Annotated in this window: 24 protein-coding genes; 17 read left to right on the plus strand and 7 right to left on the minus strand. The window is 67.7% G+C overall.

What is annotated here, in order from left to right:
- Positions 1–227: 227 nt before the first annotated feature.
- Positions 228–1784: a hypothetical protein gene (locus EDD27_RS35110; RefSeq protein WP_127936209.1), complete on the minus strand. Its 1557-nt coding sequence runs from the start codon at positions 1782–1784 to the stop codon at positions 228–230.
- 1031 nt (positions 1785–2815) lie between these two features.
- Here EDD27_RS35110 and EDD27_RS35115 point away from each other — a divergent pair.
- The 3 genes from EDD27_RS35115 to EDD27_RS35125 all read left to right on the plus strand — a co-directional run bounded on the left by EDD27_RS35115 (position 2816) and on the right by EDD27_RS35125 (position 7958).
- On the plus strand, positions 2816–4342 hold the full coding sequence (locus EDD27_RS35115) for a trypsin-like serine peptidase (protein ID WP_127936210.1): 1527 nt from the start codon (positions 2816–2818) through the stop codon (positions 4340–4342).
- A 434-nt stretch (positions 4343–4776) separates the two neighbouring features.
- A complete protein-coding gene (locus tag EDD27_RS35120) occupies positions 4777–6288 on the plus strand; it encodes a trypsin-like serine peptidase (protein WP_127936211.1) in 1512 nt (503 codons plus the stop codon).
- Between the two features lie 176 nt (positions 6289–6464).
- The gene (locus tag EDD27_RS35125; protein ID WP_127936212.1) at positions 6465–7958 is read left to right on the plus strand and encodes a trypsin-like serine peptidase; all 1494 of its coding nucleotides are present in this window, start codon (positions 6465–6467) and stop codon (positions 7956–7958) included.
- An 89-nt stretch (positions 7959–8047) separates the two neighbouring features.
- Here EDD27_RS35125 and EDD27_RS35130 read toward each other — a convergent pair whose 3' ends face one another.
- Both EDD27_RS35130 and EDD27_RS35135 read right to left on the minus strand, forming a co-directional pair.
- Positions 8048–9406, minus strand: coding sequence for an NsdA family TPR-like regulatory protein (locus EDD27_RS35130; RefSeq protein WP_127936213.1), 1359 nt, complete (start codon positions 9404–9406; stop codon positions 8048–8050).
- Positions 9407–9631: 225 nt separating this feature from the next.
- On the minus strand, positions 9632–10822 hold the full coding sequence (locus EDD27_RS35135; protein ID WP_127936214.1) for an NAD(P)-dependent malic enzyme: 1191 nt from the start codon (positions 10820–10822) through the stop codon (positions 9632–9634).
- 272 nt (positions 10823–11094) lie between these two features.
- Here EDD27_RS35135 and EDD27_RS35140 point away from each other — a divergent pair, with 272 nt between their 5' ends.
- The 4 genes from EDD27_RS35140 (at position 11095) to EDD27_RS35155 (ending at position 14064) form a co-directional block, all read left to right on the plus strand.
- A complete protein-coding gene (locus EDD27_RS35140; RefSeq protein ID WP_127936215.1) occupies positions 11095–11964 on the plus strand; it encodes an ABC transporter substrate-binding protein in 870 nt (289 codons plus the stop codon).
- Positions 11919–12797 carry an amino acid ABC transporter permease gene (locus EDD27_RS35145; protein ID WP_241564427.1) on the plus strand — a complete coding sequence of 293 codons (879 nt, stop codon included), beginning with the start codon at positions 11919–11921 and terminating at the stop codon, positions 12795–12797. The genes EDD27_RS35140 and EDD27_RS35145 overlap by 46 nt, the downstream gene beginning before the upstream one ends.
- Positions 12794–13537 carry an amino acid ABC transporter ATP-binding protein gene (locus EDD27_RS35150; protein WP_127936216.1) on the plus strand — a complete coding sequence of 248 codons (744 nt, stop codon included), beginning with the start codon at positions 12794–12796 and terminating at the stop codon, positions 13535–13537. Before EDD27_RS35145 ends, EDD27_RS35150 begins: the two co-directional genes overlap by 4 nt.
- A 101-nt stretch (positions 13538–13638) precedes the next feature.
- Complete coding sequence (locus EDD27_RS35155; protein WP_127936217.1) at positions 13639–14064, plus strand: CGNR zinc finger domain-containing protein; 426 nt, start codon at positions 13639–13641, stop codon at positions 14062–14064.
- Positions 14065–14093: 29 nt separating this feature from the next.
- On the opposite strand, the gene EDD27_RS35160 is transcribed toward EDD27_RS35155, so the two are convergent.
- Positions 14094–14468 (minus strand): S24 family peptidase, encoded by a 375-nt coding sequence (locus tag EDD27_RS35160; protein WP_338324679.1) that lies wholly within the window; start codon positions 14466–14468, stop codon positions 14094–14096.
- A gap of 17 nt (positions 14469–14485) precedes the next feature.
- Here EDD27_RS35160 and sodN point away from each other — a divergent pair, with 17 nt between their 5' ends.
- From sodN to EDD27_RS35175, 3 genes are all read left to right on the plus strand, one after another.
- A complete protein-coding gene (gene sodN, locus EDD27_RS35165) occupies positions 14486–14887 on the plus strand; it encodes a superoxide dismutase, Ni (protein ID WP_127936219.1) in 402 nt (133 codons plus the stop codon).
- 128 nt (positions 14888–15015) lie between these two features.
- Complete coding sequence (locus EDD27_RS35170; RefSeq protein ID WP_127936220.1) at positions 15016–15441, plus strand: ATP-binding protein; 426 nt, start codon at positions 15016–15018, stop codon at positions 15439–15441.
- A gap of 17 nt (positions 15442–15458) precedes the next feature.
- Positions 15459–16238 (plus strand): RNA polymerase sigma factor SigF, encoded by a 780-nt coding sequence (locus EDD27_RS35175; protein ID WP_020544159.1) that lies wholly within the window; start codon positions 15459–15461, stop codon positions 16236–16238.
- 16 nt (positions 16239–16254) lie between these two features.
- Here EDD27_RS35175 and EDD27_RS35180 read toward each other — a convergent pair whose 3' ends face one another.
- Both EDD27_RS35180 and EDD27_RS35185 read right to left on the minus strand, forming a co-directional pair.
- Entirely contained in the window at positions 16255–17649 is a 1395-nt protein-coding gene (locus tag EDD27_RS35180) for an IS4 family transposase (RefSeq protein ID WP_206641400.1), read from the minus strand.
- 126 nt (positions 17650–17775) lie between these two features.
- Positions 17776–18159 carry a hypothetical protein gene (locus EDD27_RS35185; RefSeq protein WP_127936221.1) on the minus strand — a complete coding sequence of 128 codons (384 nt, stop codon included), beginning with the start codon at positions 18157–18159 and terminating at the stop codon, positions 17776–17778.
- A gap of 135 nt (positions 18160–18294) precedes the next feature.
- Here EDD27_RS35185 and EDD27_RS35190 point away from each other — a divergent pair, with 135 nt between their 5' ends.
- Both EDD27_RS35190 and EDD27_RS35195 read left to right on the plus strand, forming a co-directional pair.
- A complete protein-coding gene (locus tag EDD27_RS35190) occupies positions 18295–19260 on the plus strand; it encodes a diacylglycerol/lipid kinase family protein (protein ID WP_127936222.1) in 966 nt (321 codons plus the stop codon).
- 278 nt (positions 19261–19538) lie between these two features.
- On the plus strand, positions 19539–19793 hold the full coding sequence (locus EDD27_RS35195) for a WhiB family transcriptional regulator (RefSeq protein WP_127936223.1): 255 nt from the start codon (positions 19539–19541) through the stop codon (positions 19791–19793).
- 37 nt (positions 19794–19830) lie between these two features.
- On the opposite strand, the gene EDD27_RS35200 is transcribed toward EDD27_RS35195, so the two are convergent.
- Positions 19831–21309 carry a PAS domain-containing sensor histidine kinase gene (locus tag EDD27_RS35200; RefSeq protein WP_127936224.1) on the minus strand — a complete coding sequence of 493 codons (1479 nt, stop codon included), beginning with the start codon at positions 21307–21309 and terminating at the stop codon, positions 19831–19833.
- Between the two features lie 541 nt (positions 21310–21850).
- Here EDD27_RS35200 and EDD27_RS35205 point away from each other — a divergent pair.
- The 5 genes from EDD27_RS35205 to EDD27_RS35225 all read left to right on the plus strand — a co-directional run bounded on the left by EDD27_RS35205 (position 21851) and on the right by EDD27_RS35225 (position 26109).
- On the plus strand, positions 21851–22570 hold the full coding sequence (locus tag EDD27_RS35205; RefSeq protein WP_127936225.1) for a GntR family transcriptional regulator: 720 nt from the start codon (positions 21851–21853) through the stop codon (positions 22568–22570).
- 153 nt (positions 22571–22723) lie between these two features.
- A complete protein-coding gene (gene bioD, locus EDD27_RS35210; protein ID WP_127936226.1) occupies positions 22724–23437 on the plus strand; it encodes a dethiobiotin synthase in 714 nt (237 codons plus the stop codon).
- 91 nt (positions 23438–23528) lie between these two features.
- Positions 23529–24689, plus strand: coding sequence for a sensor histidine kinase (locus EDD27_RS35215; protein WP_127936227.1), 1161 nt, complete (start codon positions 23529–23531; stop codon positions 24687–24689).
- On the plus strand, positions 24680–25336 hold the full coding sequence (locus tag EDD27_RS35220) for a response regulator transcription factor (RefSeq protein ID WP_127936228.1): 657 nt from the start codon (positions 24680–24682) through the stop codon (positions 25334–25336). Before EDD27_RS35215 ends, EDD27_RS35220 begins: the two co-directional genes overlap by 10 nt.
- Positions 25333–26109: a DUF4097 family beta strand repeat-containing protein gene (locus EDD27_RS35225; protein WP_127936229.1), complete on the plus strand. Its 777-nt coding sequence runs from the start codon at positions 25333–25335 to the stop codon at positions 26107–26109. The genes EDD27_RS35220 and EDD27_RS35225 overlap by 4 nt, the downstream gene beginning before the upstream one ends.
- The last annotated feature ends 21 nt before the right edge of the window (positions 26110–26130 follow it).

Genomic DNA, 26130 nt, shown 5'->3' on the forward strand with positions numbered 1-26130 from the left:
GCGAGGCAAGCTGGATCCGCGCGACGATGATCAACGAGGTCCAGTTGGCCATCCGCGAATGTCGGACGCCGCCCGCAGCCCCAGTCCTAGCCCAGTCGGGAAACGGCAGCCCACACAACCCGCCGCGCCACGGCATCGTGCTCGCCCTGACAAGGGCCAAGCGGCGGACGCGCGTGCGGCGGGATGTGGTGGTCGTGCTGGTCGAGCGCTAGTTCATGGTGAAGGCGCTAATTCACAGTGAAGGAGTAGTTACGTGTCCAGCTCAGGTAGCCGCGGGCATCGATGCTCCACACCGACAGCGTGTGAGGACCGGCGGTGCCGGGCGTGATGGTCACGGTGGGTGTGTCGGCGGGGGTCCGGAGCGTCTCGCCGGAGCCCAGGCGATAGCCGTACGCGACGACGTCCTGCGCGCCGTTGGGCGAGAAGGTGAACTCGCCGGGCACGCCGGCGCCGCCGCCGGACGCGTTCTCCGGGTAGACGGTCGAGGTGATCAGCGGCGCCGGGTTCCGCCTCGGGGTGAAGGAGTAGGCCCGCTCCGGCCCGACGTTGCCGGCCCGGTCTTCCGCTCTGACGTACAGGGTGTTGCGGAAGGTGGACGTCGGGGTGAGGGTCACGCTGGCCCTCCCCTCGGCGTCGGCCGTCACCTGCTGGGGTGGGAGGCTGGCCGGTACGAGCCGATACCTGAAGGACACGACGTCGGTGGACTCGCCGGGAGAGAAGGTGAACACACCGGGCGTGCCGACCAGCCCGCCCGTCGCGTTCTCCGGATAGGTCTCGGAGGCGATCGCCGGCAGCGTGGGCCGGGTGACGTCGACAGTGAACTCCTGCCAGGCCGTCCAGTCACTGGCGTCGCTGAGCATCTCCAGGGTCTCCGGCTCCTGGTAGTGATCCTCGGCGCGCACCCGCCACTGGTAGGTCTGGCCATCGGCGAGCAGCCCTTCGGGGATCTCGGTGCAGTGCCTGCCCTCCGAGCCGGAAGCGGAGGTCGCCGAGCCCAGGACAGTGCCGGAGGAGTCAGCCCACTCGAAGCGCGCCGACACGCGGTCGCCATGCACCCGATCGGGGTTGACGAGTTCGGCGCCGAGGGTGGGCGTCGTGGTGGAGACGAACCTCGTCGCCGGGCGCGGTTCCGGCCCGCAGGAGTCGTTGAGGTTGATGGCCGGATCGGTGGGCACCTCAGGCACGGTGTTGTAGAAGAAGCGCAGCACCGGCGTGCTGAAGCGGCCCCAGTACGGGTGGTTGACCTGATCGGTCTCGAAGACTCGCAGATTGCGCGGCCCGACCTCACTGGCAGCACGCAGTCCGAAGGTCAGGTGCCGCTCGCCGCGTGCGGCGGCTTCCCGCACAAGGTCACTGATCCGCCAGTTGAAGAAGCAGGAGTCGAAGCCGTCGGCGACCGTCCCGGTGCCGAGGTTCCGCGTCCAGGCGGGCTGGTTGAGCCAGGTGGTCTCCGGGCTGATCTCCCCGGTCAGCCAGAGCTCGATGCTCGGGTCGCAGGCGCCGCTGTTGAGATAGCCCTGGAAGGTGGCGTGGAGCAGCTTCTTGCCGTGCATCGGGCTGATGTCCATGCGGAAGAAGGAGCGGAACACGCCGGGAGGCTGGACGCCCGTCCCCACGAGCGCGTCGTCCGCGCTGTTCCAGTGGGAGGCCTTGGGGTCGGCCAGGGCGACGTAGGTCCAGGCGAGCTTGAGGGTGCTGGTGGACGCCGACGCGTGTGCCTGCGCCGGCGGCATCATGACGAGCGTGACGATGAAGGCGCATAACAGCGCCAAGACGCGTTTCACTATGGTTCTCCCCGTTGACGGTACGGACCCCCTTAGCGATCACGGTCGCCCGGGGAGGCAACGCGGCGGGAACCATTACGGCGACGAATGAGTAACTTCGGGTGCCATCCGGACCCATTGACTGAATCGACGCCCTGCCCGTCAGCGTGCGGCCCGTGGACGCGGCCCGGCCGGAGCGCACTGTCAGGACCAGCGCGTCGAGACGCCGAGCAGGTGGAACGTGAGGGCCACACCGGTGAGCCTCTGCACGACCCGACCGCGCCGCCTCAGCAGCCAGTCCGGGTAGCCGCTTCGGAATGGCCCTGGGCTCGAGTCGGCGGTGATCGCCGTTCTCCTTGGATCTTGGTGACACGAGCGAGCGTCACCCCATGGCCGAGCGTCGCTTCGAAGGCGAGCAGCCTCAGCTCTGTCGGCGACTCCAGTTCGCCGCGACCTTGAACACGACAACCCCAAGCACAGACGAACACGTCAACACGAAGCCCCAAGCTCACTTACAAGAGCCAAGAACGCCGGGGCGCCGCGCCGGCCCACGACGAATCGCCCGCACTCTGGCCGGACCGCGATAAGAACCGTCCCGACACAGAGGTGCCGCACACGGCCTAGGGACACATCCAGAAGCACCCCTCGGCCCAAAAATCCCGACATACATGCTCATATGGGATGTAGATAGACATTCCTGGTCGATACCTGAAGATCACCTGTGAGGACTTGGCCTAGTTAGACGGAGCAGGCCCAAATCTGGTTCCTGTGATCTGAGTCACATTCAAGTAACTACTCTGTGCAACATCACGCTAACGGAACATCCGTCCCACATGCCGCATCCCCTACACACCCTGCAAAAACGTCTCTTTCAGATAACGACACGGAACGGCCTCTGACAGATAACGCTGAGATAACGGCGGTAACAGCGGCTACCAGATGCCACAAACCGGGTTTCACCTGCGGAGATCACCAGGCTATGTTCCTTGCTATCCCTTTACTGACGCATGGGACGCATGTTGCGACCCACGACAGACCAAGGAGCAGTTCCCTTGAAGCGCATCCTCATCCCCGCCGGTGGCGCCATCATGGCTACCGGTCTTCTGGCTGCCGGTCTGGCCGGCTCCGCCCAGGCTGACCCGACGACCGCCGCCGACCCGATGGCGACGAGCGCGGCCAACGCCAAGGCCATCGCCGAGTTCTGGGCGGACAACAATGGTGCTGCCCTTAAGGCCGCGACCGAGTCCAACGTCTGGGACAAGGGCGACGTCGCCAAGCTGCAGAGCAAGGGTGGCTACAGCTCGGACACCAAGCCGGGCTCGACCGCCCCGATCGGGCAGGAGAAGAAGACCACCGCCAAGGTCCAGAACGTCAACATGCCGAAGACCATCGGCAAGGTCTTCTTCATCAACAGCAAGGGCGAGAAGAAGTGGTGCTCCGCCACTTCGATCCAGTCGAAGTACCGCAACCTGGTCGCCACGGCCGGCCACTGCGTGTACGACACCGCCAACAACACCGACGTCATGTCCAAGTGGGTCTTCGTCCCCGGCTACTACCAGGGCAAGTCCCCGTGGGGCATCTACGTCGGCAAGCAGGCCTTCACGCACTACGACTTCGACGTGTACGAGGACTACGACCGCGACTACGCGTTCGTGACCGTGTACAACGGCGTCAAGCTCGGTCCGGGCAAGGCCACCAAGGTGACCATCAACGAGTACAAGGCCGCTCAGGCCAAGGGCCAGGTCACCGATGTCAAGGCGACCGAGGTCAGCAAGGACGAGTACGAGTCGGCCATCAAGGACCCGAACAAGTACCCGTACTACGACACCAAGCCCGGGACCGACCCGAAGATCGTGGGTCCGGACTACCCCGGCGCCGTCGTCGACAAGAAGGAAGTCACCAAGGAGGCCTACGAGGCCGCCAAGGCCAAGGGCACCGGCAGGGGCCAGGGCTTCATCTATGGTGACCCGATCGTCGAGAACGTGGACAAGGCCACCTGGACGAAGTACGAGGGCCCGGGCGAGAAGGGCGACGGCCCGGACAAGTTCGGGAACTACTACATCACGCACTACTACGTCCAGCAGTGGTTCGTCCCCGGCACGAGCACCAAGTACTACCGTGTCGACTACTACGTGATCGAGGAATTCGCCAAGGACGCGGGTCGCCTCGGTGACAACGTCGGCGGGCAGGGCTTCGCCTGGAACCAGCCCACCGGCAAGTACGTCCGCGTGTTCGGCTACCCGGCTGCCCCGCACCCCGACGGCAACAAGAACTACACCGGTATCACGCCGAAGTGGTGCTACGGCAAGACCTCCTCGAAGCTGCAGGGTTCCGCGGCCAAGAAGATCGAGGAGCACCTCGCCCTCAAGTGCGCCATGACCGAGGGCGCCGACGGTGGCCCGTGGCTGTACAAGTACAGCAACACCAAGCGTCTGGGCTACCTCAACGGTGTCACCAGCACCTTCAACGACCAGGACGGCAACGGCCGCGTGGACTACATCTCCTCGCCGTACTTCGACGGTGAGACGAACACGGTCTACAAGGCTGCGGCCAACGTCTGGTCCGGCAAGATTGTCTGAGTGACGTACAGCGATCGGTCATGAACCGTTCGTGCAACCGTTGCTAGCAAAGGGCCCGGCATCCGCCGGGCCCTTCTGCTTTCCGCCCTCAAAGTGAAGGCGCTTGGACGCACGCCACGCCCAGACGGTGCCATCAATCAGATGTGATCTGCGTCACATACATCCGCAAGGCCGGATCAAGAGGATGCCTCCGCCTCGTTCGCCACATTGACAACTTCCTTATGTTGATCAGGGCAAACGGTCATGGGGCGATCCTCTCTCAGCTCCTGCGCATCAGCCACTTAAACATCACAGAACGATCACGCCCGGCTTGTCGCATCTTTTCCCACCAAAGCGACTACCCGAGTTCAAGATCGACACTGTATGTTCCTGGCTATCCCTTTACTGACGCATGGGACGCAAGAGGCGTTCCACGACAGCGCAAGGAGTTACCTGTGAAGCGCATCCTCCTCCCGGCCGGTGGCGCCATTCTGGCCACTGGTCTGCTGGCTGCTGGTCTGGCCAGCACCGCCCAGGCCGACCCGACGATGGCGAGCGACCCGCTCGTCGCGTCCGCGGCCAAGGCGGCCGAGACCGTCGAGTTCTGGACCAAGTCGAACAACGAGGCGCTCCGCAGCGCCAAGGCCTTCAGCCCCGACGCCCTCGAGGTCTCCAAGATCAAGAGCGGGGGTGGCTATAGCTCGGACACCAAGCCGGGTTCCACCGCTCCCATCGGCGAGGAGAAGAAGACCACCGCCAAGGTCCAGAACGTGAACCTGCCGAAGACCATCGGTAAGGTTTTCTTCGAGGGTCGTGACGGCAACCTGTACTGGTGCTCGGGCACCTCGATCCAGTCGCAGTACCGCAACCTGGTCGCCACGGCCGGTCACTGCGTGTACGACATCGCCGGCAACGACGAGGTCGTGTCCCGCTGGGTCTTCGTCCCCGGTTACTACCAGGGCAAGACTCCGTTCGGCCTCTACGTGGGTAAGCAGGCCTTCACCCACTACGACTTCGACGTGTACGAGGACTTCGACCGCGACTACGCCTTCGTCACCGTCTACGACGGCATCGGTGGCGTGCTCAACGCCGCGGACAAGGTCACGTACGAGGAGTACGTCGACGCCAACAAGAAGGGCCTGAAGACTGACGTCAAGGCCACCGAGGTTGGCAAGCCCGAGTACGACAAGGCCCAGAACACCCCGAACGCGGTGTACTACACCAGCAAGCCGGGCGAGGCCGCGAAGGAAGTCGGTCCCGACTACCCGGGTGCTGTCGTCGAGCGGGTCGAGGTCACCGAGAAGGAGTACGAGGCCGCCAAGCTGAAGGGCACTGGCCGCGGCCAGGGCTTCATCTGGGGCGACCCGCTCGAGGAGCAGGTCGACAAGGCCAAGCACGACGCCTGGGATGGCAAGAAGCGTACGGACGCTGCCGGGAACTACTTCATCACGCACTACTACATCCAGAAGTGGTACGTGCCCGGCAAGGACACCAAGTACTACCGTCTCGACTTCTTCGTGATCTCCCACAAGCTCAAGAGCGTTGGCCGCCTCGGCGACAACGTTGGTGGGCAGGGCTTCGCGTGGAACCAGCCGACCGGTAAGTACGTCCGTACCTTCGGTTACCCGCAGGGTGCGCACCCCGACGGCAACAAGCCCTACACGGGTGTCACGCCGAAGTGGTGCTACGGCAAGACCGGCTCCAAGGCCTCCCAGATCGCGAAGTACAAGATCGAGGAGCACGTGGCGCTGAAGTGCGCCGTCACCGGTGGCTACGCCGGTGGCCCGTGGCTGTACAAGTACAGCAACGCCAAGCGTCTCGGCTACGTCAACGGTGTCACCAGCATCATCGCCGACACCGACGGCAACAACCGCTACGACACGATGACCTCTGCTTACTTCGACGGTGAGACCGCCGCGATCTACAAGGCCGCTGCGGCCACGTGGTCCGGCAAGCTCATCCCGTAGTTCGCTGGGATCGGAACGTAGACCTGGTCTCGTTCAGTAGCAGTACCAAAGGGCTCGGCCTCCAGCCGGGCCCTTTGGCCTTTTTTGGGAAATCTGAGAAGAACCCTTACCAGAGTGACTAATGGGTCGATAGGGTCTTTACACAGTTTCTTGACACCCCGTAGTGGAGCCCCCCGTTGAAGCGCCTGCTCGTTCCCCTCGCCGTCGTCGGCCTGAGCGCCGCCACCCTTGCCTTCCCCGCCACCGCCGAGCCGCACTGGGCCTCTGACAACCTCCAGCCCAAGCCCGCGGACGCGTACGGCGTCGCCTACTTCTGGCTTGACGCCAACGGAGCCGCCCTGCGCAAGGCCACTCAGTACCGCCTGGACACCAAGAACGTGCCCAAGCTGGTCTCCTCGGGAAGCAAGGGCGCTCCTGACGGCAAGCCCGGCATGACCGGCCCGACCGGAACCGCCAAGCCCACCGTCAGCAAGAACGTCAACCTGCCCAAGACCATCGGCAAGGTCTTCTTCCTGGACCGCGCCGGCAACTACCGCTGGTGCTCGGCCACGTCCATCCAGTCCCAGCACCGCAACCTCGTGGCCACGGCCGGCCACTGTGTGTTCGCGAACGGCAAGGACGACGTCTACGACAAGTGGGTGTTCGTGCCCGGTTACTACCAGGGCAGGGCCCCGTGGGGCGTCTACGCGGGCGCATACGCGTTCACCGCTTTCGACCTCGACACCTACGACGACTACGACGGCGACTTCGCCTTCGTGGCGGTGCACAACGGCTTCGCGCTGGCCGGCGAGAAGGAGGTGTCGCACAAGGAGTTCAAGGAGTGGGCGGGCGACAAGTGGATCAAGCCGCGCCAGATCAGCGCCGAGGAATTCCGCAAGTGCCAGATCAACCTCGGTGAATGCTGGTCCGAGGGCGAGGACAAGCCCGCAGACCTTGTAGGCCCGGACTACCCCGGCGCGGTCCTGGAGAAGGTGGAAGTTTCCAAGCAGACCTACGACGACGCCAAGATCGGCAGGGGTCAGGGCTTCAAGTTCGGCGACCCGGTCGTGGAGCAGGTCGACAAGGCCAAGTGGGACGCCTACAGCGGACCGGGCGACAAGGGCAGCGGCCCCGACAAGTTCGGCAACTACACCATCACCCACTACTACACCCAGAAGTGGGTCAAGCCCGGCACCACGCGCAAGTACTACGAAGCCCGCTACATCATCGGCATCGCCAAGGACATGGGCCGCCTCGGTGACGTGGTCGGTGGTCAGGGTGTGGCCTGGAACCAGCCCATGGGTCAGAACGTGGTCGCGTTCGGCTACCCGTCCGCCCCGCACCCCGACGGCGACCGCCCCTTCTCCGGCGTGACGCCCAAGTGGTGCGCCGGCAAGACCGGCACCAAGACGTACCAGGTCAACACGTTCAGGGTCGACACGCACCAGGTGCTCAAGTGCTCCATGACGCCCGGTGCCGACGGCGGCCCCTGGCTCATGCGGTACGACAACAACAAGCGCACCGGTTACGTCAACGGCGTGACGAGCATGTTCCACGACCAGGACGGCAACGGCCGCATCGACTTCATCAGCTCGGCGTACTTCGACGGCGAGGTCGCCGCGGTCTACAACAAGGCCAACTACGCGCAGACGAAGGCGATCGTCGGCCCCAAGGGCGAGCTCCTCAAGTAGACGCCCCAGCGAGAGCGGCCCGGAGCGGGGAGAAGAAGCTCCGGGCCGTTCCCGTGTCCGATGCTCGATTCAAGCGGAGGTCAGCCGATTCACGCGGGAGTGAGCTCTCGCGTCCGCTCCCGCAGCACCTTCACCACCCTCTCGTTCTTGTACGGCTGCAGCCGCTTGCGCAGATCCGCCGCGTACGACCGCGACCGCACCGACTGCAGCTCCCCCGCCATCGCCATGGCCTTGCCGGCCGTGGCGCACGCCTCCTCCAGCTCCCCGCACTGCACCAGCCCCGCGGCCAGCAGCGACAGGTTGAACATCCGTCCCCGCACGTACCGGGAGTCCATGTCGAGCGAGCGCCGCGCGTACCGTACGGCCCGCTCCCCCTCCCCCAGGTCACGGAAGCAGTGCGCGAACTTCGCGGACAGGTACGCCTCGTCGAAGTAGCTCAGCCACCGGGGTTCCTCGGCGGGTTTGCGGGCGTCGAAGGCGCGTTCGGCCGCGTGGAGTGAGACGCCGCAGGAGCGGGCGTCGCCGCGGCCTGCGTGGGCGTGGGCCTCCAGGACATGGGCGGAGGCCAGCAGGGTGTTGACGCCCCCGCTGCGGGCCGCGAGCTGGGCGGCCCTGGCCAGGTCCAAGGCGTGGGCGGGCTGGCCCACGTAGATGGCCTGGTGGGCCATGCCGGCCAGGATCTCGCCGCCGAGCGTGTGGTCGTCGGCGCCTCTGGCCAGGCGGAGTGCCTGGATGAGGTAGCGCTGGGCCAGGCCGTGCTGCTCCATGTCGTAGGCCATCCAGCCGGCCAGCCGGGTCAGCTCGGCGGCCGCGGCGGCCAGCCTGCGGCCGGTGGCCTCGCTGTACGAGCCGTCCTTGAGCAGGGGCGAGACGGCGCTGTCGAGGTATTTGACCACCGACGTGCGCACCCGGCCACTGCCGAAGCGATTGTCGAGCTCACCGAAGGACCGGGTGACCTCGTGGATGGCGGCGATCTCGGCGCGGCCCACGCGCCGCGTCCCCCCGCCGCTCGGGCGTCCCTCTGCCGGGGACGTCAACCAGCGCATGGCTCCGATGGAGCCTGCTCCTATAGCGAACGTCGAGTCGATCAGAAACCTCCGTCTCTCCACGTCGGCCCGCCACAGCGCGGTCACAGTCGCGACCCCCTCCTGCCACGTGTGCATGAACTCTTGCCCGAGATCGAGGGGTGTAATGATGGCCGGCATTCCGAGGTCTTCTGAGGTGACCTGCCTGCCGAGGCGGACGGCGAAGATCTCCGTCAGCAGGCAGGGCACCGGGTCCCTCGGGCGCTGGCCACCGATCCAGCGCAACACCGAGCTGTGGTCGTACTTCAGACCCGGGGTGCCGCGCGCGGCTCCCAGATCGTTGAGGCGCCTGGCCAGTCCCTTGTGGGAAAAGCCCGCCTCCGCGATGAGCTGCTGCAGCAGTCGATTCGGCTCGCGTACCATCGCTCTCCTTGTCGCAGGAGCCGGCGCCCACATCATTACAGCGAGCAACAGTTATAGCACCTTGCGTAAAGGATTAATGGCAATTCCCAAAGGACGTCCACACTCGCTTCGGTTGCGCCGCCGGCTCCGCGAATGCGCCACGGGGGCCGGCGGCGGCTCGGTCTCGGGCGAGTACCTCACTTACCCAAGGGAATGCCGGGCAATCGTAAAGCGGCCTTGACCTGCCTAGATGCGGGCGACACCGTCCGCGCGGGCCTGGGCCGCGACGGCTGCGGTGACGGCGGGGGCCACGCGGTCGTCGAACGGGCTGGGGATGACGTACGCGGGCGCGAGGTCGTCGCCGACGACGCCGGCCAGGGCGCCGGCCGCGGCCACCTTCATGTTCTCGGTGATGGTCGAGGCCCGCACGTCCAGCGCGCCCCTGAACACGCCGGGAAACGCCAGCACGTTGTTGATCTGGTTGGGGAAGTCGGAGCGGCCGGTGGCGACGACCGAGGCGTGCCTGGCGGCGACCTCGGGGTGGACCTCCGGGGTGGGGTTGGACAGGGCGAACACGATGGCGTCCTTGGCCATGGACGCGATCGCCTGCTCGGACACGGTGGACCCGGACAGCCCCACGAACACGTCGGCGTCCGCCAGGGCCTCCTCCGTGGAGCCGGTGTGGCCGGCTCGGTTGGTGTCGCGGGCCAGCGCCTCCTTGAACGGGTTGAGGCCCTCCCTGCCCTCGTAGATCATGCCCTTGGAGTCCGAGACCGCGATGTCGCCGATGCCCGCCTCCAGGAGGATCCGGGTGACCGCGACGCCGGAGGCCCCCGCGCCGGCCACGACCGCGCGCAGGTCGCCGAGCGGGCGGCCGGTCAGGCGGGCGGCGTTCTGCAGCGCGGCGAGCACGACGATGGCGGTGCCGTGCTGGTCGTCGTGGAAGACGGGGATGTCGAGCAGGTCGCGCAGGCGGGCCTCGATCTCGAAGCAGCGGGGCGCGCTGATGTCCTCGAGGTTGATGCCGCCGAACGACGGCGCCAGCCGCACGACGGTCTCGACGAGGGCGTCCACGTCGGTGCAGTCGAGGCAGAGGGGGACGGCGTCGACGTTCGCGAACTCCTTGAACAGCAGCGCCTTGCCCTCCATGACCGGCATGGCGGCCGAAGGGCCTATGTCGCCCAGGCCGAGCACAGCGGTGCCGTCGGAGACGACGGCGACCACCCTGGAGACCCAGGTGTAGTCGTGGACCAGCGCGGGCGTCTCGGCGATGGCGGTGCAGACCCGGGCGACGCCGGGCGTGTAGGCGAGCGACAGGTCGTCCGCGTCGCGGACGGGAACGGTGGAGCGAATCTCGATCTTGCCGCCGCGGTGCAGGGCGAAGGCGGGATCGAGATCGAGTTTTTCGACGGATGCGGAAGCGGGCGTGGAAGCCACAGCGACCCCTGTAATCGTTGGAAGCGGAAGAAACCTTCGGCGAACGAGCGCGAGCGGTCTGGCTTCGGTAGCTGCCAGGATCCCCTCGGCGATCATCGTCGTGAGGGGGTTCGGGGGTCACCCGTCACCCCATAGTGCCACATGGTGAGATGGGGTTCGGTGTCGGTGCCGTCGCCGATCCGTTGACGCATTGTTAAACCCCCGATGACGGAGCGGTGCAAAACCGCACTTAAACTGCACAAAACCCCAGATTCACTTCTAGGAGGCCGTACATGGCCCTGAGCCTTAAGGGCCGCCGTGGCTACGCCGCCGGCGTGCTCGCGCTAACCGCCGTTCTCGCCCTGTCCGCATGCGGGAGCGAGTCACCGAGCACGCAGTCCGGCGCTACGGCGACCGCGGGCGCCACGGCCGCGGGCGGCGTCCAGCTGGTCTCCCCCGGCAAGCTGACCACGTGCACGAACCTGCCGTACCCGCCGTTCCAGTCGAAGGACGCCAGCGGCAAGGTCGTGGGCTTCGACGTTGACATGATCGACTTGGTGGCCAAGAAGCTTGGCGTGACCCAGGAGATCGTCGACATCGACTTCGACTCCATCAAGGGTGGCGCCGCGCTGAACGCCGGCAAGTGCGACGTCGCAGCCGCCGGCATGACCATCACCGAGGAGCGCAAGCAGAACCTCGACTTCTCCTCGCCGTACTTCGACGAGGTGCTCGGCCTCGTCACCAAGAAGGGCGCGGGCGTCCCCACGCTCGAGGACGCCAAGGCCAAGGGCCTGAGCGTCGGCGTGCAGGCCGGCACGACGGCCCTCGACCTGGCCAAGTCCAAGGGCATCGAGCCCAAGGAGTTCAAGGACTCCGGCAAGCTGCTGCTCGCCCTCCAGTCCGGCCAGGTCGATCTGGTGGTGCAGGACCTGCCCGTCGTCGTCGAGTGGATGAAGAAGCCCAACGTCTCCTCGGCGTACGAGCTGTCCGGCCAGACCCCGACCAAGGCCCAGTACGGCTTCGCGGTCAAGAAGGGCAACACCGCGCTGCTCACGGCCGTCAACGAGAGCCTGGCCGCGGCGATCAAGGACGGCACCTGGACCAAGCTCTACGAGCAGTGGATGGGCGCCGCTCCGGCCACGACCCCGACGCCCACTTCCTGATCATGGCGGACACGCCCATCACGGCTGAGCCCGCGCCCAGCGGGCTCAGCCCCAGGAAACGACGACAGATCAGCCTCGCCGTCCAGTACGCCCTCTTCGTCGCCGTCCTGGTGGCGGTGGCTCTGCTGGCCGACTGGCCGAAGATCGCGGAGAACTTCTTCAACGGCCCCGTCGCCGCGGGGATGTTCCCCTCGCTCTTCACGGTCGCGCTGAAGAACACGCTGATCTTCACCCTCGCCGGCTACCTGATCGGCTTCGTGCTCGGCCTGGTGCTGGCGCTCATGCGGCTGTCGTCCGTGATGCCGTACCGGGTGGTGGCGCTGGTCTACATCGAGATCTTCCGCGGCCTGCCCGCGCTGATCATCTTCCTGCTGCTCGGGTTCGGTCTGCCGATCGCGTTCCCCGGCTTCGCTCTGCCCGGGGACATCTACGGGACGGTGGCGCTGGCCCTCGGCCTGGTCGCCGCGGCGTACATGGCCGAGTCGTTCCGCGCGGGCATCCAGGCGGTGCCCAAGGGGCAGATGGAGGCGGCCAGGTCGCTCGGCATGAAGCCGGGCCGGGCGATGTTGTCGATCATCCTGCCGCAGGCCATCAGGATCGTGATCCCGCCGCTGACCAACGAGCTGATCCTGCTGTTCAAGGACTCCTCGCTGGTCTTCACGCTGGGCGTCACGGCGGCGACCACCGAGCTGACCAAGTTCGGCTCCGACACGACGATCGAGCAGGCCAACAGCACGCCGCTTATCGTGGCGGGCGCTACCTACCTGCTCATCACGATTCCGCTCGGCATCGTGGTCCGCCGCCTCGAAGCGCGTCAGGGGAGGAAGCGGTGACGCACGCCGTAGAGATCAGGGACCTGCACAAGTACTTCGGCGACAACGAGGTGCTCAAGGGCATCGACTTCACGGTCGACCCCGGGCAGGTCGTCTGCGTCATCGGGCCCTCGGGATCGGGCAAGTCCACGCTGCTGCGGTGCGTGAACCTGCTGGAGACCCCCACCAAGGGCCAGGTCTTCGTGAACGGGATGGAGCTGACCGACCCCGACGCCGACATCGACGCCGCACGGCGCCACGTCGGCATGGTGTTCCAGCAGTTCAACCTGTTCCCCCACCTGACCGTGCTGCAGAACGTGATGATCGCCCAGCAGCGGGTCCTGGGGAGGCGCAAGAACGAGGCGGAGATCATCGCCAGGGAGAACCTGAACAAGGTCGGTGTCGCCGAGAAGAGCGACGCCTACCCCGGCCAGCTGTCCGGCGGTCAGCAGCAGCGGGTGGCGATCGCCAGGGCGCTGGCCATGAACCCGGACCTCATGTTGTTCGACGAGCCGACCTCGGCGCTCGACCCAGAACTGGTCGGCGACGTGCTCACCGTCATGCGCAAGCTGGCGGAGGAGGGCATGACCATGCTCGTGGTGACCCACGAGATGGGGTTCGCGCGGGAGGTGGCCGACCGCGTGGTGTTCATGGACGGCGGCGTGATCGTCGAGGAGGGCGAGCCGGCCAAGGTGATCGGCAACCCCAGTCACGAGCGCACCCGCGCCTTCCTGCACCGCGTCCTGCACCCAGAGGGCTGACCCTCTAGAGGACAGACCGCCGGGTGAGGCGAACCGCCCGGCGGGGTGGCACCGAGCGGGCGGGGTGCTCCGGCATCCCGCCGCTCGTGTAATACTCCGGCATGGACCTGACCTCTTACGCCGAGTGGGCGGTCCGCCTGGCCAATGACCCCGCTCCGCCGCCCGGCCTGGTGCGGCTGCGGGACGAGTTGGTCGCGGTCTTCGACGCGGCCGGTGACGAGCGTGCCGTGGCGGAGCTGCTCAACGCCCTGCTCGTGCGTTATCCCGTACGTCCGCAGCTGACCGATCACGACGGCGGCCACTGGCACCTGCACCTGGCCGACGACCCCGCCGCCACTGCCGTCATGGGCCTGGCCGCGGTCGTGGCGGAGCTGGGCGTGGACCGGCTGGGCCGCTGCCGTGAGCCGCACTGCGGGCAGGCCTTCCTCGACACGTCCTCCAACCGATCCCGGCGTTATTGCTCGGCCCGCTGCGCCAGCCGCGCCAACGTCGCCGCCTTCCGCGCCCGCCGCAAGAACGCGTCCTGACGGCGTCGTCGCCCCCGCAAGAACGTGTCCTAGCGCCGTCGTCGCCTTCTCATCAGGGGCCAGTAACGCAGCACGACGCGTCCCACGATGTCGTGGACCGGCCCGAAGTCCCAGCTGTCGCGCCGCCCGCTGGCCCGCTGGTTGTCGCTCTCCAGCCACCACCCGTCCGCCCCGTGCCACTGCGCCCGTTTCACGATCAGCTGATCAGGGTCGCCGGGGAGCCTGGCCACCACGAGGTCGCCCGGGTGCACAGTGACGTTCCTGCGCACCAGCAGCCAATCACCGGGAACCAGCCCGGGGCGCATGGAATCCCCCTCGACACGCACTCGCATACGCGCTGACCCCCCACTCCGCAGGCGTTCCGACCCGAGTATGGTCGGTTGTGGACCAAGCTGATTCAGCATCCAGGAAGGACTTTCTGATGCTCGCACGACTGCTACGACCCAAGCATGTCGCTTCCGCACACTGCGACCTGCCCTGTGGGGTCTACGACCCCGCCCAGGCCCGCATCGAAGCGGAGTCGGTCAAGGCGATCATGGAAAAGTACGCGGCCAACGAGGACCCGGTCTTCCGCGCCCGCGCGCTGACGATCAAGGAGGAGCGCGCCGAGCTCGTCAAGCACCACCTGTGGGTGTTGTGGACCGACTACTTCAAGCCACCGCACCTCGAGCAGTACCCCCAGCTTCACCAGCTCTTCTGGGACGCCACGAAGCTCGCGGGCGCCGCCGGCGCCAAGGGCACGGTCGACGTCGCCAAGGCCGAGGACCTGCTGGGCAAGATCGACGAAATCTCCAAGATCTTCTGGGAGACCAAGGCCGCCTAAAACGGCACATAAGGCTCTGTGCGGTCGCATGCCGCGCAGAGCCTTTTCGGTCGATGGCGAGTCTGAATCGTCCAAGCACCTCTCCGGGGCGGTAAGTTGCAGTTGGCGTCGGATTCGCGAGGAGGAACGTGACCGAGGAAACCGAGACGCGCGCGGAAGGCGTGGCCGGCATCCGCGACGTGGTGAGCATCAGGCTCCCCGCCGCGAGCGCCTACCTGTCTGTGTTGCGTACGGCCACCGCCGGGCTGGCGGCGCGGCTGGACTTCACGCTGGACGAGATCGAGGATCTGCGGATCGCGGTCGACGAGGCGTGCGCCATGCTGCTGAGTGAGGCGGTGCCCGGCACCGACCTGACTGCCGAATTCGAGCTGACCGGGCACGAGATGCAGGTCAGAGTCGAAGTGGCAACGGTCGGGAGCTCCGCCCCCAAGCGCGACGACTTCGCCTGGATGGTTCTGACCGCCCTGGCCGACGATGTCGACGCGGTGACCGACTCCCCCGATCGCATGGCGATCGTCCTGCGTAAGCGCAGAGGCGCGGCGAGGCCGGCGTGACGGAAAGGACTGGAGCCATGGCCACCAGCGAACACGCCGTGCCCGACAGGGTGCGCGCCCGCCAGCTCTTCGCCGAGCTGGCCGAGCTGGGACCCGAGGAGCCTCGCCGCCAACGCATCAGGGACGAGCTTGTCGAGCTTCACCTTCCCCTGGTCGAATACCTCGCTCGCCGCTTCCGCAACAGGGGCGAGTGGCTCGACGACCTCACGCAGGTCGCCACCATCGGTCTGATCAAGTCCATCGACCGATTCGACCTCAACCGCGGCGTGGAGTTCTCCACCTACGCCACGCCCACCATCGTCGGCGAGATCAAGCGGCACTTCCGCGACAAGGGCTGGGCGGTGCGCGTGCCGCGCCGCCTGCAGGAGCTCAAGCTCTCGCTGACCAAGGCCATCAGCGATCTGTCGCAGCGCGAAGGGCGCGCCCCGACGGTGGCCGAGCTGGCCTCCTACCTGAAGATGACCGAGGAGGAGGTGCTCGAGGGCCTGGAGTCGGCCAACGCCTACTCCACCGTGTCGCTCGACGCGCCGGACTCCGGCGACGACGACGCCCCTGCGGTGTCCGACTCGCTCGGCATCGTGGACGAGTCGCTCGAGGGCGTCGAATACCGCGAGTCGCTCAAACCGCTGCTCGAGCGGTTGCCGCCGCGGGAGAAGCGCATCTTGCTGCTGAGGTTCTTCGGCAACATGACGCAGTCGCAGATCGCCACCGAACTGGGCATCTCGCAGATGCACGTCTCGCGCCTGCTGGCCCGCACGCTGGCACAGCTGCGCGAGGGACTGACGGCCGAGGACTAGCCGCAATGCCGTGAAGTTAAGGGCTTTGGGCTGCTGTCAACTGGTGTTCGGTGAGGACGTCGATGGTGGTGCTCGCGCGGTGGTTGGTGCGGTCGACTTGTCCTTTGGCTCGGTGTTTGGAGATCGCGCGTTTGACGATGCGTGGGCTGATGCGTTCGCGGCGCTGTGGCAGGGGATCTTCAAGGAGGGCGCGGCCGATACGTCCCAGCAGGTCGATGGTGGTGTCGGCGAGGATGCCGGCGGCGTGGATCACTTGATCGCGGGCGGTCAGCAGGGCGATGGTGAAGCTGGCCCGGTCATCGCTGATGCCGGGATGGATGGCGGTGGCCTCAGCCATCGCCAGCCGCAGGACCTGGTAGGTGGTGAGCAGGGCGTAGATCTCCTGGTCCACGCCTGCCGGGGTGCGGGCGCGCAGGACCCGCCCGCCCAGAATGGTCGCCTTCAGCTCGAGGTAGATCGTTTCGATTTCCCAGCGCTGGTGGTAGAGGACGACGAGGTCCCGGGCCGGGTAGCGGTGCGGATCGAGCAGGGTGGTGATCAGCCGATAGTGGATGGCCCGCCGGTGGGTGCCAGACAGGGTGACGGTGATGTGGGCGTCGATGACGCGAATGGGCACCCCGCCCAGCACGCTGGTCCACGACCCGTCTGTCAGGGTGGCCAGCCGGGGTAGGGCCCGGTTGTTCTTGCAGCGGATCACCAGGTCCGCTCCTGTGTCGGCGATCGCTGTGACGAGGTCCTTGACCGCGAAGTTCCGGTCGGCCAGCAGCACCATTCCCCGCCGCAGGCAGCCGAACAAGGCGGGCGCATAGCTGGTCTCGCCGGTCTTGAACGGGCCGAAGGTCACCGCGAGCAGGGTCCGAGTGCCGCAGACCACCACGGCCAGCAGCCGGACGAGGGGATAGCCCGACCCGCCATGTGAACCGCTTTGATGCCCGTATCGGGTCAGATTCGCCGGGCTGTCGGGCACCGACATCGTGGTGCCGTCTATCGCACAAACCAGCAGCCCCCGCCACCGCAGCGCACCCGCGGGCGGGCCCGCCAGCAGGTCGAACAGCGCCTTCAACGGCGCTACCCCGACCCGGCGTCGCGCCTGGGCCAAGGCCGAGGACGACGGCAGCGAGCCCGGGTCGGCCAGGCCCGACACCAGCCGAGCCCATACCTGCCGATATCCCAGCCCGGCGAACAGCCCCGCCGCCAGCAGCAGATACACCACCACCCGCGAGGGCAGGTCCCGCAACCTCCGCTCGACCGCACCCGTTTCCGCCAGCGCCTCATCGACCATCTCAAAGGGAATGAGCTGGGTCAGCTCGCCCAGATGACCCGGCGCGAACACCCCCGCCGCGGTCCGGGTGGTCGATGTGACCGTGCTGATGGCGCACGCCAGGACAGACCTGGCAGACTGTCGGCTCAACGGAGATCCAGTCTGTTACGGATGGTTGTGGAAGATCACCCGTTCTACTGGATCTCCGTTCTTCTGTCCCAGTTTTCCGTGAACCCTTGACGTCACACCTCAAGCGTTAACTAACCGGCATTGGGACTAGCCGTCGCCGTAGAGCGCGCGGGTGGTGGGGGGTAGCAGCAGCGTCACCAGTCCGGCCAGGGCGACCACGATCAGCGGGATCCCGAGCTGCGGCTGGTCCGACTGGATGAGCGTGACGGCGACGGGCATCACGAAGATCTGGGTCAGCACGCCGGGCGAGCGCCCCCACCGCTCCATCTTGAACAGTCCGCCCCAGGCCACCCAGAGCAGTCCGGCTCCGATCAGCACGCCGAACGCCGCCTCGGCCAGGGCCGTGGTCATGTCGCCTGGCTTCCCGGTCAGAGCCTCCACCGCGACGAAGAGGCCCAGCCCGAGGGCGATGAGGCCCTCCAGGGCGACAACGGCTGCGGCGATCACGAGGGTGAGCGGACGACGGTTCACGCCCGTACCGTACCCAATGAACTGAGCGGTCGCTTTTCCGCGGCCGGTCTGGTTCGGCGGGCCTCCCGCGCATCCGGGAGAAATGGGACATTCGGCCGATGAAAGCAGGTGGCGTTCGCGGGCTACCCTGGCGCTATGCGCGCGATGCTGCTGGTGAACCCCAAGGCCACGACGACGAACGCCCGTACGCGGGACGTGCTGATCCGTGCGCTCGGCGCGGCCGTGGAGCTCACCGTCGAGGAGACCCGCTACCGGGGGCACGCGGCGTCGCTCGCCGCCACCGCCCGGGCCAAGGGATACGACGTGGTGGCGGTGCTGGGCGGTGACGGGACGATCAACGAGACCGTCAACGGCCTGCTCAACCCGATCAACGGCGACGACGCCCCACTTCTCGACGATCCCAGCGCCGGCCGGCCCGCGCTGATCGTCATCCCCGGCGGCAGCGCGAACGTGTTCGCCCGCGCGCTCGGCCTGCCCAACGACCCGGTGGAGTCCACGGGCGCGGTGCTGGAGGCGCTCAGGGAGGGCCGGCGCAGGACCGTGGGCCTGGGCCAGGCCCTCTGGGAGGGGCAGAGCAGATACTTCACGTTCTGCTCGGGCATGGGGTACGACGCCGAGGTTGTACGGGCCGTAGAGGGCCTGAGAGGCACCGGCCGTAAAGCTACCCCGACCCGGTATGTGAACACGGCTCTACGGCACTATCTGGCCACGGACAAGCGGCATCCAGCGATGACGCTGACCGGCCGGGGGATCCCGACCGCCGAGGGCGTGTTCATGGCGATCGTTTCGAACACCTCACCATGGACATACGTCGGCAGCAGACCCGTGCGGCCGACCCCGTGGGCGAGTTTCGAGACGGGCCTCGACCTGCTGGGGCTGCGGCGCATGGGGTTGATCTCGCTCGGTTCGGTCATCCGGCACATCCTCACGGAGAGTGAAGCCCTTCCGTCCGGCCGGCACCTCGTTCAGCTGCATGACGAGCCCGAGTTCACGCTCACCGCGGACCGTCCCGTGGCCTTTCAGCTGGACGGGGACTACCTAGGAGAACGCGAAACCGTAACATTCCGGTCTACCCCGAACGCGTTACAAGTTCTGGTCTAGTCGGTTACATTCGGTCATTGTGTGACGCATCCGACATCCATAACGGCCAAAACTTCGCTCCAACCCCCTTGCGTGCACTCTCCGTGGCTGAGAGGCTCACTACTGACGTCGGAACGTAGGACCTTTAACAACCCCAGGGGTCCTACCAGGGCGTCAGCGGGCAGACCCCGGGTCCTGATCAGGATCAGGGGTACTTGTTCGCGCGAGTTAGTGAAACTCTTCACAAAGTAGTGGCCGCACGGAGCCCGACAAGGCTTCATCTACTAAGGAGTGGACGCATGGACTGGCGCCACCGAGCTGCCTGCCGTGACGTGGACCCCGAGCTGTTCTTCCCGATCGGGAACACCGGCCCTGCCCTCATGCAGATCGAGGAGGCCAAGCAGGTCTGCCGGTCGTGCTCGGCCGTCGACGCCTGCCTGAAGTGGGCCCTGGAGTCCGGCCAGGACGCCGGCGTGTGGGGCGGCCTGAGCGAGGACGAGCGCCGCGCGCTCAAGCGCCGCAGCGCCCGAGCCCGCGCCCGCGCCACCGCCTGACCCACCACCGTCAGCTGCCCCGGCTCCTCTCCGGAACTCAGGGGGTCGCGCCCGTCGGTAGTGGGATCGAGAGCACGGCCTCCGTGCCGCCCTCAAGGCGCGGCTGGATGCAGATCCTGCCCGACAGCTCCCCCTCGACGAGCGTGCGGACGATCTGCAGGCCGAGGCTGGTGGAGCTGTCGAGGTCGAAGCCCTCGGGCAGGCCTTGCCCGTCGTCCCACACGGTGACGTTGAGCCGGTCGAGCGCCGGCTCCACCACCACCTCCAGCCGCTTGGGCCGCCCATGCTGCAGCGCGTTCTGCAACAGCTCGGTCAGCGCCATGGCGAGCGGTGTGGCGATCAGCGACGGCAGCACGCCGAACCCGCCGACACGCCGCGGCATGACCGCCACCTCCGGCGACGACACCTCCCCCGCCATCGCGATCACCCGGTCGGCGATCTCGTCGAAGTTCACGAACTCCTCGGGGGCGTGCGACAACGTCTCGTGCACGATGGCGATCGACCCCACCCGGCGTACCGCCTCCTCCAGCGCCTCCCGGCCCTCCGGGACCTGCAGGCGCCGCGCCTGCAGGCGGAGCAGCGCGGCCACGGTCTGCAGGTTGTTCTTCACCCGGTGGTGGATCTCGCGGATGGTGGCGTCCTTGGTCATCAGCTCGCGCTCGCGGCGCCGCAACTCCGTGACGTCCCTGATGAGCACCAGCGCGCCGATGCGGCCGCCGCCGACGATCAGCGGGATGGCTCTGAGCTGCACGATCGTGCCGCCGGACTCGACCTCGGTCTCTTTCGCCGCACGCCCGCTGGCCACGATCATGAGATCCTCGTTGATCGGCTCGTCGGAGTAGCACAGGGTGGCGGTGACCCGGCCCAGCTCCGCGCCCACCAGGTCGGCGTGCAGGCCCAGCCGGCGGTAGGCGGACAGGGCGTTCGGGGAGGCGTACGTGACGCGCCCGGCCCGGTCGAGCCGGAGCAGGCCGTCGCCGACGCGGGGCGAGCGGACGAGGATCGGCTCCTCGCCGGAGAACGGGAAGCGGCCCTCGGCCACCATCTGCGCCAGGTCGGAGGCGCTCTGCAGGTAGGTCAGCTCCAGGCGGGACGGTGTACGGGCGGAGGACAGGTTCGTGGAGCGCTGGATCACCGCCAGGAAGCGGCCCTCACCGCCCTCGACCGCGCGCCGGACCGGGATGGTCTCTTCCCTGACCGGAACACCCGTGGACCAGTCGGGGTCGCCCTCGCGGCAGATGCGGCGCTCGTTCCAGGCGGTGTCGATGAGCTGGCGCTCGCCCTTGGCCACCACGGAGCCGACGATGTCGTCGTGGTAGACGGTCGGGCCGGTCGTGGGGCGCATCTGGGCGATCGCGATCCAACCGTTCTCCCCCAGCAAGGGCGCCCACAGGATGAGGTCGGCGAACGACAGGTCGGCCAGCAACTGCCAGTCGGAGACCAGCGAGTGCAGCCAATCGAGGTCCGCCTCGTCGAGTGCGGTGTGACGGGCGACGAGGTCACTGAGAGTCGGCACGAATGCATCATGCGTGCTCCCGCCCGCCAGAACCAAACCGGGCCGGTGCGGCCCTGGGGAATCAGCAGGCCGATGAGCGGGCAATACTCCGCAGTAGACCGCCGCACACCCGCCCACTCGCGCTGTGAACACCGATACGGCATCGTTCACGCGACCGGCCTTTTCACGAAATCTCATAGTGTGAGAACAGTCACACAGCCGAAGTCGCTCAGCTCCCGGGACGGGATTGCGCGGGGGAAGCCGGAGGTGATCTCCACGGGCACGTGGCACCACCGCGACATGCGTCGCGTACGTGCGGGGACCTGCGGCGGGCCGCTGGCGGCGGCCACCGCACGGGCCTCGGTTGCGAGCGCGCGCGCCGCAGTGGATATCCTTCACCATCAGCCTGAGCAGCCCGGATTCGCGCGAGCCAGGCACCGTACGCGCTCGGTGCCGGTCGGCCGCTGTCGCCCGCGGTTGACCGTTCGGGCCAATGTGAGTTCCGATGATCTCGCGGTGATCAGACACGCCTCACCGCCGTGGCAGAAGTGAAGGTGAGCGCGTGACAGACGACAGCCCCCGCGTACCGAAGTACTACGACGTCAAACGCAGCCTGCTCGAGCTCACCAAGAGCCTGCCGCCGGGCACGGCGCTGCCGCCCGAGCGCACGCTGGCTGTGCGGTTCGAGACCTCGCGGACCACCGTCCGCCAGGCGCTCACCGAGCTGGTGGTCGAGGGACGGCTGCTGCGCATCCAGGGCAAGGGCACGTTCGTGGCGCAGCCGAAGGTCGCGCAGGTGCTCCAGCTGACCTCGTACATCGGCGACCTGCGCACCGCCGGGCTGGAACCGGACACCAAGATCCTCGAGATGGGCTACATCACCGCGGACGAGGCCCTGGCACGGCGGCTGGCCATCAACCCGGGCGGCCGCGTCCTGCGCATCCACCGGCTCCGGCTGGCCAACGGCGAACCCGTCTCCATCGACACCACCCACCTGTCGGCGCGGCGTTTCCCGCGGCTGCGGCGCGAGCTGGAAGTGCACTCGTCGTTGTACGAGACGCTGCACAACGCCTACAACGTGCGGCTCACGGACGCGGAAGAGATCATCGAGACCGTGCTGGCCACCCCGTACGACGCCAAAGCCCTCGGCGTGGACGTCGGCCTCCCCATGCTCCTCCTCACCCGCCACGCCTTCGACGCCGACGGCAACCCGGTTGAGTGGGCGCAGTCTCTGTATCGCGGTGACCGCTACAAGTTCGTCACGCGGCTGCGTCGTCCCTAAAACCCTTTTGGTTTTACGGCGGGGCCGGCTTGACCGCCTCGCCGACGTTGGCGCGCGACATTCAGGCGCCGGTCGTGAACGCTCACGTGGTGCTCGCCGTTACGAGCGTCTTGTGGGCCGCCTAAGTGGTTTCCTGGGGCCTACGCTGGCGTTATGAGCATCCTCGTCGTCACAGGGACCGATACCGGGGTCGGCAAGACGGTCGTGACGGCTGCGGTGGCGGCGCTTGCCAGGGGGCGTGGGGCTTCCGTGGCTGTCGTCAAGCCAGCTCAGACGGGTGTTCTTCCCGGCACGGCCGGGGATCTTGACGCGGTCATCCGGCTGGGCGGGGTTACCACGACCTTTGAGTTGTGCCGGTTTGCCGAGCCGTTGTCGCCTGCGGCGGCGGCTCGGGTTGCCGGCGTTTCGCCCGTGTCCATGGTCGATGTCGTGCGGCTGGTGCGGGAGCTGCGGGAGAGCAACCGGCTGGTGCTCGTGGAGGGCACCGGAGGGCTGCTGGAGCGGTACGACGAGGACGGCGCGACCATCGCCGACCTGGCACGGTCGTTGGGCGCGCAGGTGCTCGTGGTGGTGGGGGCCGGGGGCGGGAGCGTCAATCAGACGGCGCTCACGCTGGAGGCCCTCGCACATCGTGGCCTCGACCTTGCCGGGCTCGTCATCGGGCGGTGGCCGGACGAGCCCGGGCTCGTCGAGCGGAGCAACGTGGCGGATCTGGAGATGCTGGCGGCCCGGCCGCTGGCGGGCGCGTTGCCAGAGCGCGCGGGTCGCCTCGACAGGGACGCCTTCGCGCAGGTGGCGCGCAGAGGGCTGGGCCCCATGCTGGGTGGCACGTTCGATCCCGCGGCCTTCCGGCACCATGTTCGTTAGCCCCCGGCAGGTCGAGGTAGAGCTAGCCCCACCATCCATCCGCACACCAGACCTATTTCGCGTCGTCCGCACGGCTCAATACCGTTGGGGCATGAAAGTCCCCCGTCCGTGGTCGGCACGAGCCTGGCTCGACACGGCGCACGTGATGATCGGCCTGCCGGTCGCCATGGTGCTCGGTGGGCTGACGCTCGTGCTGATCGTGGCGCCTCCCCTGCTGCGGCGCGCGCTGCCGTGGTTCACCCGGGTGCAGCGCTCCCGGTTCGAGGCGTTCCTGGGCGCGCACATCGCACCCGTGCGCACGCCCAGCCAGTGGCGCAGCCCGGCCACGTGGCGGCAGATCGGCTACCATCTGCTGTCCCCGTTCGTGGGCATGGCGGCCGCGGCCCTGGTGGCGGCGGCGTGGGGCGGGGCGATCGTGGGGTTGTTGTCGTTCCTGCCGGCGAAGCTGCAGGGCCCGCCGCTGGAGTTCGCGATCGACCTCAGGGACAACCGGGTCGTGATGGTCTTCATCGTGATCGGGCTGGCGCTGCTGCTGCTCGCCCCGGTCCTGGCGCGCGGCATGGCGGCGCTGGACCTGTCGGTGGCGCGTACGCTGCTCGGACCCAGCCGATCCGAGCTGGGACAGCGGATCGAGACGCTCACCGAGAGCCGGGCAGGCGTGATCGACGCGGCCGACGCCGAGCGCCGCAGAATCGAGCGGGACCTGCACGACGGCGCCCAGCAGCGGCTGGTCTCCCTCGCCATGAACCTGGGCCTGGCCAGGGTCACCCTGACCGACCTCCCCGAGCCGGCCAAGGAGGCCATCGCGCAGGCGCACGAGGAGGCCAAGCAGGCGCTCAAGGAGCTGCGGGACTTCGTCCGCGGCCTGCACCCGGCCGTGCTCAACGACCAGGGCCTGGACGCGGCGCTGTCCGGCGTCGCCGCCCGCGCCCCCTTCCCCGTGAGGTTGCACGTCGACATCGAACGGCGTGCCACTCCGACCATCGAGGCGGTGGCCTTCTTCATCGTGTCCGAAGCACTGACCAACATCGCCAAGCACGCCGCGGCCACCAAGGCCGAAGTGCACGTGCGGCGCGAGCACCACCGGCTGCACGTGTACGTCTGGGACGACGGCTGCGGCGGCGCCCGGCTGGACGGCGGCACCGGGCTGCGCGGCCTGGCCCAGCGGATCGACGCCGTCGACGGGACGCTCCGGCTGTCCAGCCCGCTCGGCGGCCCGACGACGATCGAGGTGGACCTGCCGTGCGAGTAGTGCTCGCCGAGGATTCCGTGCTCCTGCGCGAGGGGCTGATCCGGCTGCTGGACGCCTCCGGCATGGAGGTCGTGGCGGCCGTGGACGAGGCCGAGGGACTGCTGCGGGCTGCCCAGGAGCACCGGCCGGAGCTCGTCATCACCGACGTGCGGATGCCGCCCACGCACACCGACGAAGGGCTGCGGGCCGCGCTCGTGCTGCGCCGCCAGCAGCCCGGCCTGCCGGTGCTGGTGCTCTCGCAGTACGTCGAGGAGCGCTACGCCGCCCAGCTGCTGGCCTCGGCCGCGAACGGCGGCGTCGGCTACCTGCTGAAGGACCGGGTGGCGGACGTGGCCGAGTTCATCGACGCGCTGCGCAGGGTCGCCTCCGGCGGCACCGCGCTCGACCCCGAGGTGGTCGCCCAGTTGCTGCTGCGCGGCAACAGCGATCCGCTGGAGCGGCTGACACCCCGAGAGCACGAGGTGCTCAGGCTGATGGCGGAAGGCCGTTCCAACGCCGGCATCGGCCAGGCACTCGTCCTCAGCGAGGGCGCGGTCGGCAAGCACATCGGCAACATCTTCGCCAAGCTCGACCTGTCCCCGGCCGAGGGCGACCACCGGCGGGTGCTCGCCGTGCTGCAGTTCCTGAAGATCAGGAGCCTGCCATGAGAGCCGTCTGGCTGACGGCCGGCGCCGTGGCGACGGTGATCGCGCTGCTGGTGTCCACGACGCTGCTCTGGCGCGGCTTCGCCAGGGCCAGGACGCCGGTGGACATCGAGCGGCGCTCCATCCCGTTCACGAAGGACAAGGTCGAGATCAAGGCGGTCGCCGGCCAGGTGGACCTGGTCATCATGTTCGGCCAAGCGGGCGAGCTGCTGATCAACAGGACGCTGCGCTGGTCCAGGGACCGGCCGGACGTCACCGAGGACTGGGACGCCGCCTCCTCGACCCTGCGGCTGGAGGCGTCCTGCCCGCGCGACGACCAGCCGGACGGCCCCCTCTGCCAGGCGGACTATGTCATCTTCGTACCGCCGGAGACCGACATCGTGGCCGGGACGACGAGCGGCCGGTTGATCGTGAACGAACTCTTCGGCAGCCTCCGCCTGACCTCGGTCTCCGGCGACATCCACCTCAGCGGTGTCGCGGGCCCCGTCTGGGCCAGGACCGGCACCGGCACCATCGAGGGGGAGCGGCTGGACGGCGAGCAGGCCGACGTCGAGGTGGGCTCGGGAGAGGTGGACCTGTCGTTCTCCCGCCCGCCGAAGTCGGTCAGGGCGGTCGTCAGGACCACGGGGGACGTCAGCGTGACCGTGCCGCCCGGCTCGTACGACGTGAACGTGGAGGCCGCCGACACGACCTTCGACATCAAAATGGTCAAGGGGGCCCCGCGGAAGATCGTCGCGGAGGCCCCGTCCGGCTCGGTGTCCTTGTGCTGCCGTTGAAGGACTGTTTACCAGTGTGAC

Origin of the sequence: Nonomuraea polychroma (assembly GCF_004011505.1) — a bacterium.
GTDB classification, from domain to species: domain Bacteria; phylum Actinomycetota; class Actinomycetes; order Streptosporangiales; family Streptosporangiaceae; genus Nonomuraea; species Nonomuraea polychroma.

Bases quoted from the DNA above. Each gene is read 5' to 3' on its own strand.
- EDD27_RS35130 (WP_127936213.1), bottom strand. From the start codon at position 9,406: ATGGTACGCGAGCCGAATCGACTGCTGCAGCAGCTCATCGCGGAGGCG.
- EDD27_RS35140 (WP_127936215.1), top strand. From the start codon at position 11,095: ATGGCCCTGAGCCTTAAGGGCCGCCGTGGCTACGCCGCCGGCGTGCTC.
- EDD27_RS35155 (WP_127936217.1), top strand. From the start codon at position 13,639: ATGGACCTGACCTCTTACGCCGAGTGGGCGGTCCGCCTGGCCAATGAC.
- EDD27_RS35160 (WP_338324679.1), bottom strand. From the start codon at position 14,468: ATGCTGAATCAGCTTGGTCCACAACCGACCATACTCGGGTCGGAACGC.
- sodN (WP_127936219.1), top strand. From the start codon at position 14,486: ATGCTCGCACGACTGCTACGACCCAAGCATGTCGCTTCCGCACACTGC.
- EDD27_RS35175 (WP_020544159.1), top strand. From the start codon at position 15,459: ATGGCCACCAGCGAACACGCCGTGCCCGACAGGGTGCGCGCCCGCCAG.
- EDD27_RS35190 (WP_127936222.1), top strand. From the start codon at position 18,295: ATGCGCGCGATGCTGCTGGTGAACCCCAAGGCCACGACGACGAACGCC.
- EDD27_RS35195 (WP_127936223.1), top strand. From the start codon at position 19,539: ATGGACTGGCGCCACCGAGCTGCCTGCCGTGACGTGGACCCCGAGCTG.
- bioD (WP_127936226.1), top strand. From the start codon at position 22,724: ATGAGCATCCTCGTCGTCACAGGGACCGATACCGGGGTCGGCAAGACG.
- EDD27_RS35215 (WP_127936227.1), top strand. From the start codon at position 23,529: ATGAAAGTCCCCCGTCCGTGGTCGGCACGAGCCTGGCTCGACACGGCG.
- EDD27_RS35225 (WP_127936229.1), top strand. From the start codon at position 25,333: ATGAGAGCCGTCTGGCTGACGGCCGGCGCCGTGGCGACGGTGATCGCG.